Annotated in this window: 11 protein-coding genes and 1 pseudogene; 6 read left to right on the top strand and 6 right to left on the bottom strand. The window is 57.3% G+C overall.

Annotation, left to right across the window (positions count from 1 at the left end):
* The first annotated feature begins 137 nt into the window (after positions 1–137).
* Positions 138–1214 carry a ThiF family adenylyltransferase gene (locus AC0L17_RS04075; RefSeq protein WP_473514858.1) on the top strand — a complete coding sequence of 359 codons (1077 nt, stop codon included), beginning with the start codon at positions 138–140 and terminating at the stop codon, positions 1212–1214.
* A 252-nt stretch (positions 1215–1466) separates the two neighbouring features.
* Here the strand turns inward: AC0L17_RS04075 and AC0L17_RS04070 are convergent, their stop codons facing one another.
* From AC0L17_RS04070 to trbG, 6 genes and pseudogenes are all read right to left on the bottom strand, one after another.
* Positions 1467–2216: a hypothetical protein gene (locus tag AC0L17_RS04070; protein WP_473514857.1), complete on the bottom strand. Its 750-nt coding sequence runs from the start codon at positions 2214–2216 to the stop codon at positions 1467–1469.
* The gene (locus AC0L17_RS04065) at positions 2216–3271 is read right to left on the bottom strand and encodes a nucleotidyltransferase domain-containing protein (RefSeq protein WP_473514856.1); all 1056 of its coding nucleotides are present in this window, start codon (positions 3269–3271) and stop codon (positions 2216–2218) included. Before AC0L17_RS04065 ends, AC0L17_RS04070 begins: the two co-directional genes overlap by 1 nt.
* Before the next feature lie 375 nt (positions 3272–3646).
* On the bottom strand, positions 3647–3913 hold the full coding sequence (locus AC0L17_RS04060) for a DUF2274 domain-containing protein (protein WP_473514855.1): 267 nt from the start codon (positions 3911–3913) through the stop codon (positions 3647–3649).
* 3 nt (positions 3914–3916) lie between these two features.
* Entirely contained in the window at positions 3917–4726 is an 810-nt protein-coding gene (locus AC0L17_RS04055; protein WP_473514854.1) for a TraB/TrbI/VirB10 family type IV secretion system protein, read from the bottom strand.
* Positions 4638–5090, bottom strand: a complete 453-nt coding sequence (locus AC0L17_RS04050) for a hypothetical protein (protein ID WP_473514853.1) — start codon at positions 5088–5090, stop codon at positions 4638–4640. The genes AC0L17_RS04055 and AC0L17_RS04050 overlap by 89 nt, the downstream gene beginning before the upstream one ends.
* Before the next feature lie 63 nt (positions 5091–5153).
* Positions 5154–6089 (bottom strand): annotated as a pseudogene (trbG, locus tag AC0L17_RS04045) (P-type conjugative transfer protein TrbG); the annotation flags it as partial.
* 127 nt (positions 6090–6216) lie between these two features.
* On the opposite strand from trbG, the gene AC0L17_RS04040 reads away from it, so the two are divergent.
* The 5 genes from AC0L17_RS04040 (at position 6217) to AC0L17_RS04020 (ending at position 11854) form a co-directional block, all read left to right on the top strand.
* Positions 6217–7560, top strand: coding sequence for a metallophosphoesterase (locus tag AC0L17_RS04040; protein ID WP_473514852.1), 1344 nt, complete (start codon positions 6217–6219; stop codon positions 7558–7560).
* On the top strand, positions 7561–9645 hold the full coding sequence (locus AC0L17_RS04035) for an ORC-CDC6 family AAA ATPase (RefSeq protein ID WP_473514851.1): 2085 nt from the start codon (positions 7561–7563) through the stop codon (positions 9643–9645).
* On the top strand, positions 9635–10678 hold the full coding sequence (locus tag AC0L17_RS04030) for a hypothetical protein (protein ID WP_292596915.1): 1044 nt from the start codon (positions 9635–9637) through the stop codon (positions 10676–10678). Before AC0L17_RS04035 ends, AC0L17_RS04030 begins: the two co-directional genes overlap by 11 nt.
* 497 nt (positions 10679–11175) lie before the next feature.
* Positions 11176–11559, top strand: a complete 384-nt coding sequence (locus AC0L17_RS04025) for a hypothetical protein (RefSeq protein WP_473514850.1) — start codon at positions 11176–11178, stop codon at positions 11557–11559.
* Positions 11540–11854, top strand: a complete 315-nt coding sequence (locus AC0L17_RS04020; protein WP_473514849.1) for a hypothetical protein — start codon at positions 11540–11542, stop codon at positions 11852–11854. Before AC0L17_RS04025 ends, AC0L17_RS04020 begins: the two co-directional genes overlap by 20 nt.
* Positions 11855–11955: the final 101 nt, after the last annotated feature.

The raw sequence follows: 11955 nt of genomic DNA, 5'->3' as shown, positions 1-11955 counted from the left end.
GTCTGGCAGCCCGGTGCTTTCCGGGCGCTGTCCGCGTGGACGCGCCGGACTCCGTCCGGAGCGCGCCGGCCCTGGTTGGAGCACCAGGGGGAGCCACGCTTGGGTTCGCCCTTGCCAGGGAAATTGGAAACCGCAACATGACGCCGACCGATGGTGGTCGGCTTGTTCTTTTCGGCAATGCTGCCCACGACGGGGCTGCCACCCGCGTGACGTTCGACGGTTGGCTGGCTGTAGCCGGTCCGCAGCACTTTCTGAGTCGCTATGCGGAACGCGAGCATTGCTCGCTTGCGCCCATTCTCGCTGCCGCCCTCGCAATTTCGGAGACCTTCCTAGGTTTCGCGGGCATCGACCTTTTGGCTGGAAAACGCGTCGTGGGTCTTTCGCTGTGGCGCCCCGACCTCGGCCACACAAATCCCCAAGCCGTCGGACCGGTCGTGACCGCGCTGCCAAAGCAGGCGTGGCTGCTAGGTTTGGGGCACCTCGGCAACGCTTATCTCTGGGCGCTGGCGACGCTCCCCTTCGCCGATCCTGCCGATGTACTTCTGTACCTGCTGGACTTCGACAAGGTCGAAAAGGCAAATACCGAAACCGGCGTGCTGTTCAGGAGCCGCGACATCGGCAGGCTAAAGACGCGGGTGTGCTCGAACTGGCTGGAGCGGTTCGGCATCAAGAGCCGCCTTGTCGAACGGCGCTTCGATGAGCACACGCGCAGGCTCGATGGCGAACCAGCACTTGCGCTCAGTGGCTTCGACAACAACGAGGCGCGCCAGCTTCTCGTCGGAGCCAGATTTGGGCGTGTCGTTGATAGCGGGCTCGGCGGCACCGCGACTAACTTCGATTCGATTAGCTTCCGGACATGGCCGAATGCCCGCGCGGCGGGCGAAATCTGGCCGGTGCTTTCGGCCGCCGAGAAGGCAGATGCTGAAGAAGCGATCTTGAAAGCGGCTGAAGAAAACCCTGCCTATCGCCGCCTGAAGCGCGACCGTTGTGGCATTATCGAATATGCTGGGAAGTCAGTCGCTGTGCCTTTCGTGGGCATGGTGGCCGCAACACTGGTTATGGCCGACACCCTGCGAGTACTCAATGACGGCGAACGCTTGCAAAACCTGAAGGTCCGGCTGGGCGAGCTTTCGGGCGAACTTGCAGTGACCTGGTCGAAATATACGAAGGATGATTTGGCTGCGGTGGCCTATGCGCCCGCGCAGAAATATTGATGCACGTCCCGCCTTAACCGTGGGTTCGCTTGATGCCAGTGTCGAGGGTCCGCAGAGCGGCCATTTCGGAAGTAAATCGGCATCACGGGCCACGTTTCGGACCGATCAGGTTTATCCTAGTGAGAGCCGTGGCTAATTTGATCGAACCGCAGCTCCCAACCTCAACAAATCTGACCGGCTGGTCCGGCAGTATCCGCTTCCCAGACCGATTGACCAAGGTCATCCCAACGCGCCTACCCTTACCAATATTGCTCACTCGGCGGGCTGAATTGGGCTGATCCTGCCATCGGCCGTGTGGGCGGCGGCATACCGATGGCTGGTCAGCAGCTTCTCCGTCTCGGCTATCTCGCGCACGATCGCATCCCGCGTCACCATGGACTCAATGATAACTGGAGTACGGGACAAGACCATTGCGAAGGGTTCGTACGCGCGCTTGGCGGCGAACGACATCGCAAAATGTGTACCTTTGCTATTGATTTCACTGACATGGAATTGAGCAAGCCGGTCGCCGAACCGTCGCAGAATACGCACCGCTTCGGTCATGGAGGAGTCGACCTGCCGGGCGTGAGCAATGTCCAGGCACAATTTAGCATCTGGGAGCATGTCGAAGAATGGCTGTAATTCTTCTGCTGTGCGGCCGGCTGGTTTGCGAGAATCCATGTTTTCCAGACAAAGACGCGACCCTAGCGCCCGCCATATAGGGATGTCGCCGATTGTATCGGGATGGACAACTACATTCAGCCCCATATCCGCGACAGTCTTCAGTTGCTGAACCATCGGACGTTCGTCGTCGAAATTGGTGGGCGCGTGGAAACTCACATAGCGATATCGTTTTTTCAACCCCGGTAACAATCCCGGCAACGCGGCCAACAACGCCGGCAGTTCTGCGGTTCGTAACGCGGAGAGTTCTACGGCAGAGGCGCGTGTGGGTTCCAGCAGATCAAGTGCAGTCGCGAAATCGTCACGGGCGATTGCTCCCGTGGAGAAGCCGATCGTCGGCATCAGAACACCCCATATTTTTGTACCAGCTTGGCAACGCCGGCGTCCGCTTCGAACAACAGCTTGGTCAGTGCTTCATCGAACTTCGTCGCCACACCCCTCGCTTCCAAGAAGACCTCATCTTCGTATGCTTCGTCCGGAGACAAATTCTCAAGCCTGGTCCGACGGATCTCATCATCAAGAACAGCAAGAAAGGAATCGTAATTATCGAAGATGTCGGACGCCAATTCCGGCGCATATCGCTCTACCACGCCTGCCAGAGAGACCAATGGAGAGCGTTGGGTCCAAGCCAGTAGATGATCAACGAGATCTTGGACCTCGAAATCGTCGCTTTTTTGGGCATGGTCCTGCAGTGCCCAAGATAGGCACATGAAGAAGCCGGAGACGAAGAGCAACTTCCTCGACATCCGTAGCTTTATATTTCGTAGCGCCCACTTTTGACCGCCTCGGGCCCGGTACTTGTTCGCGTAATCGACTGCCATAGTGCGCCAGAAACGCACCACATCGTTTAAGAGGAAACGCGGAATCCTGTCAGCACGTTTGTTGCTGCCAATGAAACTGGCGTCCTCTTGGACGTAGCGATTCAGGATAGCCTGCACTATGCGGGCATGGGTCTCGACGCTGCCCGCAGCATGGATCGGGGCCGACTCTAACAGCAGTAGTAAACGCCGGGTCATATTCTTGTTAGTATCTTCCTCGCCGCCGATGGCATGGACCAGGTCATGGCTGAAGATCAGACCGCCGAACACCTCAGTTGGTCCCGGGATCTTGAAGTCAGCTTTCTCGAGCTCGGTCTTAAGCTTGTGTATGATCTGCAAATGCAAGGAGTCGGCGCGCCCGTCGATCAGGACGGTCCAGTCGAGATCACTACCTGCGGTATATTCACCGCGCGCTAGAGAGCCGAACACAACGAAGCTACCTTCGTCGGTCGGTAGCAGGTCGTTTGCGATACGGGCCAAGACCTCCAAGCGCTCTCTGCTACGGCGTTCGGCGGCGGCGATATGACTCCACCGGGAGGCGTCGTTTCCCCTGAGTCGATCTAGCGCGGTGATAGGCATATGCGGGTTGGCTCGTTTTGAATCGGCATTCGCTCACCTGTAACTCTTCCGGGCGACTTTGTCTCTCGTATGTCCCGCGGCGATTTAGATCTACAAAGCGCAGTCAGGCGGCCGAGATGCTTATCCCGTGTACCCATGGCGCAATCGCGAGGCTGCAAAGTTTCGCCGCAATGTCCGCTTTTGGCAACCGGCAGCGGTGACCCAAACGACCGATATGCGGCGCAAACCTGTCGTTGCGTCGTGAAGTGCGTGTGCGTGACATTCAACTGCTACGGGAGCCACTGTGACCTGGCCATGACGTCCCCGGCGGCGCAAGGATGAACGCGCAGATTTCCTCGCCCAATCCGACGAGGGCCGCATCGTCTCGCGCGCTGTCTAGTCTCGTTCAGATGATTGACCCGATTTCTCCGAGATGCCGGCGGTGGGCAAACCTTCCTTTCTGGCCTTAGCAAACGCCCGGTCGGCCTCCAAGAACTTCGCCAGCATGAATGGGATAAGTTCAGCCACCGTTTCCGACTCACCATAGGTCTGACGGTAAAGCGCAGCATAGTCCTGGAGCGCTTGGCTCAGGCCCGCGCTAACGGTGATGGTGATCTTGGAAGGCGTCCGGTCCGGAAGCTTCCCGAGTTTCAGGTTCGCCATGAGCTACTCCTGTTCAACTCGGTACGGCCGAAGCACGAGATCCTTGTGCACGATGACACGCAGGGGCCATCCGGGGCGGACCGTAATGGTGGGCTGAATGTTGAGGTTCTTTTCGGTGATGCGTTGGCCAGCCCGACTGACGTTTTGCTGCGCAGATTCCCGGATGGCCTTCACCAGGTCGCTTTCGTTTTCCCCAAGGCTCGATTCCGTGCCGACGCCTAGCAATGTGGCTAGAGCAACGCCCTTGATCAGCTGCCAGGTGTGGAAATCGACCTTGTCCTCAAGGCCTGCGTAGCCGTCAGTATCTGCCGCGGGCAGATTGTCGATTTCGATCGATGAGCCGTCGGGCAGTATTATTCGCTGCCAGACGAGCAGCGCGCGCTTCTGCCCAAAAGCGACGACGCTGTCATACGTGCCGATCAGCCGAGAGCCCTGCGGAATGAGCAAGACGTTGCCTGTGACTGTGTCGTGCACATTCTCTGTGACTTGCGCGACGACGAGGCCGGGCAAATCGGAATTGATGCCGGTGATGAGGCTCGCGGCGATCACGCTGCCAGCCATCAGCTGATACGGCGAAGCCGGGGTCTGCAGCGCATGCGGATTGTAGACCCCGCTGGTGTTCCGCTGACTAATAAAATCAAGCTTACGCTGCTGATTGTTCTGGTCGCCCTCGGCCGGAGCAACGGAAGCCGACGCGCGTGCGGCATCGGATTGCGGAAGCGGCTCAAATGGCCTCTGCACATCCTGCCCACTGCCGGCGACGTTTATCTGCCATGGTCGATTCTCGATCGAAAAAAAAGACTTTCGATTCACGCGCCTCGATCGACTGCTGAGCGAGCCTCTGCTCCTCTGCGGAAACCTCCTGCCCCGGCGCGATACCGAGCTGGCGCTGGCGTTCGAGGATCGGCCGGCCCAGATCGCCTGGTAATGGCGGGCCGAGCACAGGCGCGTTCGGCTTGATTCCGGAATAGTCTCTTGGAAGCGTTTCAAGTCCCTCGGCGGTTGGCTTTCGCTGGGTGTTGTAGAGATCTTCCGCCTTGTCTTTGATGCGCAGTGCCGGTCCCTGAAGCGCCATCATAGTGACGCCGAATATGGCACCGGATCCGACCGCCGCGATTGCGATGATCACGCCGCGCCTGAACCGCACAGCGCGGCGCGGCGAGGCGCGCAACTGCAACTGCTCGGGATCGAGTTTCGGCGGTATGTCAGAGCGGGAAGTTTCGGTCATGAGCCCTCCCCCTCACCTGCTGGAACGCGCAAAGAGAGGTATGCGACGGGGCGGGTGCCTGCCGTCGGACCTTGTGATGCGCACCACTTGCTGTTGCTTGGCGCCGAGGCGCAGTTCGGCCGCCGCGAATAGCCGGTCGACAATGTAATAGTTGCCACGCATGCGGTAGTTGACGAGCTGATTGTTGCCGTCAGCGCCGACGATGAAGAGTGGCGGTGCATCGCCCTGATCGATGCGGCGGGGAAACTCGATATAGACCTTGCTGCCGTCGTCGAAGGCACGCCTCGGCCTCCAGGGCGGTGTGTCACCGGTGATAGAGTAGCGGAAGCGGATGTTCTCGAGCGCCACATTTGACGCCACCGGCGTGACAGCCTCAGCTTGAGCGTTGCGCTGGCGCAGCGCTACGATCTGGTCTTCGCTATACGTCCAGGAGATCGCCGCCATGGCGGTCTTCTCAGTGCTCTGAAGCTGCAGGTGGTACGTCCGTCGTTCGGTGGTGATCACCAGATTGGTGCTAAGCCCCGGTGCGAAGGGTTTTACCAGCACATGGGTGCGCTGGTTGTCACCGGTGCCGCTGATGGTGTCGCCAATGACCCAGCGCACCGTGTCGCCGGCCGACACCGAGGTCAGCTTCTCGCCTGGCTGCAGGGCGATATCGCTGACGCGTTCAGGCGCGGCATAGAGCTGGTAGAGCGCGCCATCAGCAAAGGGATAGACCTGCACCGCGTTGATATACCCGTATCTGGTGGGTTGCTGCGTCGCCGCCTTGTTGGCATCGGCGACACGTTCCTCAGGGGAACTCTTGTCCTCGGCGACCTTGCCGGGCTCGGGCTGCAATTGGCCGGGGAGCGGCAAGGGCTTTGGCACCTCGACTATTTTGACTGGCTTCTCCAGCGCCTTCTCGACCGCGGCCGGCTTGAAGTCGGCAGCGTCATAGGAAATCTCAGGCCAGCGTCAAGAAACTCCACCATTGAGAGATACATCGCGGACCAACTTGTGGATGTTCGGATGGCGTTGATCTAACAACTAGAAATCGCATCGGTCTCGCACTAGGCATAGGCGTGCGAGGTCTTAGATGCGTCGAATTCGAATCCTTCAGGTCGGTGATGTCCACTATCCGGACTGGCAGTTAGTGCCTAGCGAAGTCGATGCCAAAGATAAGAAGTTTTCTCCTAGAATCTCCGAAAATCTTCGAAGTTCTGCTTTCAGAGCGGTTTTGCGGAAGCTGCGCCACCTCGCGTCATCGGACACGATGCGGGGCGTCATCTTCGTGGGTGACTTTACCTCGCGTGGCAGGTCGGAATTTCTCGAAGGTGCTTTTAGGCACTTTTCGCTGCTGTGCCGCGGTAGTGGTTCTGCCTCCCAGACAATTCCTCTGCTCTTCGTTCCCGGTAATCACGATGTTGATCGCAAGGATGCACTCGAACTGGGGACGATTGAGAAATTTCGAAGGATCAGCCAGTTGGCCGAACGTTTCGGCTGGCAGACCGTACCTCTAGATCGACCAATTCCCGTCGCTGTGGGGCAAAGGGGATATGGCACAGAAATCTTGCTCGTGAATACCTCGATTGGAAGCTGGGAACTGCAGAACCTGCCAGAGTTCCTAAGGGACAAGCTTAAGACGGAAGACTGGTCCACTCCGATCGACCTGGGGAGTCCCGCATCAATGGACGACGGCCCGGCGACCCCCGCTGCAGTCGTTCCTCCCGAGAAACCGCAGGATCTTCTCGACCAGTATTATAGCCAGCTCGACACCCCGTATGTATCTGCCCTCATGCTCACCGGTTTGATGGAGCACCTGCTGCAGCCCGGTAGGGCGTTTGGCGTGATCGTCGGGCACCATAATCTGCTTCCGCAGAAAACACCGCGTATCTCGCCCTACGCCGAGATGCTCAATGCTGGATTCGTGCGTGCACAGCTTCTTTCAGTAGGCAAGCCGGTCCTGTACTTGCACGGTCACATCCATCAGGATGCTATTGAGGTTATCAGCGACCCGCGGAATCCTGGCAGCCAGGTCATCTCAATTTCCGCGCCCGAAATCGGCGGTGGATTCAACGAGCTTGTTTTCTTCATAACCGATCAGGACGATCTTATCGGGGTGAGAGTAGTCCCCTACCGGACGAGGCCGGAAGACGGGACGCTCGTCGAGGAGGAACATTGCTTCATCCCTACATCCTCTAATTCCCGAACCTCGCTGGATGAAAACACGTTCGGTCTTCTCGTTCGCCTGAGGCAATATCGAGTTGAGCGGGGCCGAGACCTCTTATTCTGGAACGAGGTCGCTGATCTCGTGCGGTCGAATCCGGTTGCGGATACGCTAGAAGACGCACTGATCATGCTTCATGCTTCTCAAGAGATCGGTATTCACGGCCTGAATAGACCCAACAAGGACTGGCGCATTCAAGTGAAGGGCAAATAAATGCAAAATCCATTCGGGCCGAACCGAATCGAGTATGAAAGCCGCCCCGTCCTTTGGTTCAGTAAAAAAGCTGCCACCATCTCCAAGGCGGCGAAGCCTGTGTTTGTGGCTGGTACACGCGGTAGTGGAAAGACGAGCATCCTGCGCTCGATGTCCACGCTCCATATTCTCGACGACAGGAAGCTCGAGGAACAGATCGGCTCTCTTGACTGGTATGGAGTGTTCTTCCAGCTCAACGAGACGTTTTCCCCTCTCATCGACAACGCAGTCCTCTCGCTCGTTCCCGAACCCATTCGCCTTGATCCGGTGGCGGTCAAGAATAGGCAATTCGTGATCTTCTCCCACTATCTCGAATTGAAGATCGTGGAGCGCCTCCTGGAGACCCTCAGTTCGCTTCGGCGGGAGAGCCACTTGGTCTATTCTGCGACTGACGACAGAAACGTCGCGCTTCGTATTAACCGGGACGTTCTGCATTTTTTGAAATTCGAGGGGAAGCGCGACTTCTTCGGGCTCGATGAACTTACTTCACTCGTATCGCGATACATTGAGCGATGCTTCAACGCGTTCTTCATGGGTCGCAGAGAAACGGATTCCCCTTTCTTCGCGACGGATCCCGGTTCAGTCCTGAGCAGGGTTGTTAGTGCGGTGTCACCCTTAATCAGTGGACCTGCCTTCGCGGCGGATCACCCGATTAAGTTTAAGATCATGATTGACGACTGTGAGGTGCTAACACCACTGCAGCAGCAATTCCTCAACACTATCGTCAGGAAGACCCGCGGCGAGGTCAAATGGGTGCTGGCGTACATAGGGGGCCTCTACGACACTATCCGGACGGTCATCCCTGGTCAGTCTCTGTCCAATGCGGACCGGGACGTCGAGAACCTGGATTCTGCGACCGACAAAGAGTTTGCGTATCTCTGCCAAAACGTCGCATCCTTGCGTCTGTTCTATGCATTGCCCGACAAAATGCGAGAAGGTCTTAAGATCAATGATCCATTGACCGCATTTTCGTTGAAACGGCGCTTAGGGGTCCTATCGCTCAATCAGATTATCGAACGGGTGATTGAAAGCGCCAGTCCCGAGAGTTCAGAAGGTCGGCAGAAGCTGATCCGCATTGCGGAAGACGCCCGCGAATTTTTCGACCTTAACATGACACGATCGCAACTGGAACAACTTGCCCCCAATCTCAAGGCGCGCCCGTACGTGGAAGGGCTGGCCCTGAGCCAGATTCCAAAGGAGGAGCGCGAACGACGTGGGAGCCCGATCGACGTGAAAGCCTTCCAGAGAATTATCGCTAGAAAGCAGAGCTGGGCGTTCCTGGAAGCCTGCCGCATCCTTCGTCTACACGAGTATCCGTATGTGGGTCACCAGATCATTGTCCAGCTAAGCGACCTCTGCATACGCGACTTCCTAGATATCATGGGCGAAATCTACGCCCGCGTGGTGGGCGGCAACGCGAGCCACAGTCGCGTCTTAGACTTCATCAACTCTGACACAGAGATTCCGATTGAGCAGCAGCGGCGCGCTGTTACTTCGGCGTCCGAAAAGAAGCTCCAGGGATTGGAGTCACTCGCCCAGCCTTTCGAAGAGGAAAGCGTAAGAATGGTGCGCGCGCTTGGAAGATTGACTGCAAAACTCCAGACGGAACTCGACGAAAATGAACTGATCGGAACAACCGAACGAGGCTTGTTCAGAATCAACCGAGGCGATGTGCGGTCGCTAGCGACGAAGATGGAGCTTCCAGACAGCAAGATCGATGAAGTGCTCAAGCGCGCCGAGAAAGACGGCTTCATCCGGGAAGTGTCGGATCGCCGCAAGCTTGAGAGCCCCTACCAGAATCCGGACGCCACCGAGGTGACTGTACGGCTGCATCGGCGCTTTGCACCCCACTTCAGGTTCTCTTATCGCGGACCCTACGAGACCAACGTGCTCCCAGCTGGACGCGTGATAGAGCTTCTCCTAACGCGCACGCAGACGCCGGAAGACTGGGCTGACGCGGTATTCAAAGAGCTTTTTCCGCCAGCCGAAGACTGGGGTCGTTTCCAGAAATCCTTATTCGATGACGGAGACACCGATGTTCAATGACCGGTATAGTGTCTATGGAAACATCGCGGTCGCTGAGTGCCTCACCGAGGAAAGTGTCTCCCTCTCGGCCGACGTTGCGATCATCGCATTGGGGTGGGAGACTAGGTGTACCGCACTCGAGGTGCACGTCTCCCTCTCGGTCAAGCAGGTGCTAGTCCTTGATTTTGCGCTCGCAGACTCCGGCGAAACAGCAATCGAGGAAAGCAGGCGCAAATTACGGGAGTTCTCCGCGCGTTCCGGTGCCGAACTAACGGAGCTGGTTCTTCATTCTTCCGTCGACTACCAACGAAATATGAACACGCTGCAGATTGCCTTGGCTGAACTGGGCCGTAAACTCGGCTCATACCATGGGACGCTCCGTCGCGTATTCGTCGATTGCTCGACAATGCCGCGTATCTACATACAGTGGCTCGTGGCACACGGCCTTGGTAGTGGAGCAATACACGCAATCGATTTCGGATACGCTGAGGGTTCCTATCAAAAAGGAGACGATCCTGCTGAGTTCTCCAGTCAAGTTGACAGGTACGAGACCGTCCCACTGCTAGAAGGCAGTGGAGGCATGGGGGAAGAGAAGCTGCTTCTAGTCGGGCTCGGAGGCGACGCCGACATGTTTTACGGCCTCGTCAACGAGTTCAGTCCCGAACGAGTCGCCGTTTTCGTGCCGCGCAGCGACCTCCACTCTGAAGTCGATCATCTGCTCAATCAGCAGGTAGACAAAGTGAAAGAGATGTATCGTCTCGAAGACGCCGAAGTGTCCGATGTACCTGCGTTCAGCCTTTCATCTCATCTCGACGTACTGAGAAGCCACGTCATCGGAGCGGGTAAACATGCAGTCATCAGCGTATTCGTTGGCGGTCCCAAAGTGCAAGCTATCGCATCCGCGGTCTTTGCATGCTCCGACAAGAGGGTGCAAGTTAAGGCCAGAATACCAAAGCATTATCCTCGACGGGAGGTGTCTGCAAACGGCCGATACCATATTTACCGCCTGATTGACCTCACTTCTCCCGCGTGTAGCTTACCGGATACGTGGTGAAGAAGCCGTAATTGGCGCTTTTCAGGGCCGACGGTGGAGGTCCCAAGACATCGCTTCTGGCGCGATCAAATGGTTTCGCTTGCGATGTCTGTTTTCAGACGATGCCGAGCTCAACGCTATTGCCGATATCGGACGCAGAGCGGTCGCTCAGTTCCCATCGGGTCATTGTTGGTCAGAGGCGGTCCTCGGCGGATGTTTCGCATTCGTAGCAACCCTCGCCTGACCCCTGACCGATGCCCCCAACGTACACACGTGGACGGTCTAAAAGCCGTCGGTTGCCCATCAGGTCGAGTGGTGCGGGTGAGCTCAGAAGAAGAGAGCTTGGAGCGATTGTAAATCGCCGTTGTAGCCGTGGCCGGGAGCAGACGGGTCTGTTTTGGACCTAGCAGACTTGAAAGTGGCAATCCCCTTCGCTCCGCTCTCCTAGCAGATGGATCGTTTGGCCGATCGCCCAACCTGTATGATAATGTCCTTTATCGTATGGACAGGAGGGAACTTTGGTTAAGGACGATGGGCTACGCTTGCCGCCCCCAAGATCTGGACGAGCAATTGGTCGCGCGGTTGCCGAAAGCGCGGTTGAAGAAATACCACTTGGCGGGCTCCTCACGAAAATATGGAACTTAACCCATCCACCTCGCGAGCAGCGCGAACAAGAAGAATGGCAAGAGCAGATTACTCAACGGACGAACGACAACACCGCCGCGCTGGCAGAGATGGCTGATCAAATCAAGCAAGCCTTCGCTGGCTATATTCGCGCCAATACCTACCAACCTTACATCGGCTCAGCTGGGCGGCTTTCCTTCTTTCGCAGGGGGATGCTTCGATCTCTAATGCGCATCGCCCGCGGAACGGGCCAGGGACATGATCTGGTGGTTCCTTAGAGAACAGCTGGCTGAAAACGAGGTTGAGGTCGCCGAGATTCTTCAGTCGCTGCGCATAGCATTCGATAAACTTGTCGACGAGCCAGGCAGCATTGCGTTTATTCATGCGCTGGACACGGTCTTGAACAGCGACTTCGACAAGATGACGATCCGGAGGGGCATCGAAGCTGTTACTAGCATGGACATTTCGGACCCTGCCATCCAGAAGGTGGCCGACACGATCTGCCGCCAGATCTGGGACTTCAATCGCGCTGTGGTGGAACTGGGCCGATTTGCAAATGGCAAGGCAGCTTGACGCGTCGTGCCGCTGAAGCGGCGACGGGTATAACGGCTGATTTGAAAATTAGCGGCACCAGACGAAAGGGCTGCCGCGGTGGCAAACCATAGCTCGACACG

The sequence above is a fragment of the Mesorhizobium sp. WSM4829 genome (genome assembly GCF_055811475.1).
The sequence above is the reverse complement of the archived record's forward strand: the minus strand, read 5'-3'. Positions and strand labels throughout refer to the sequence as shown.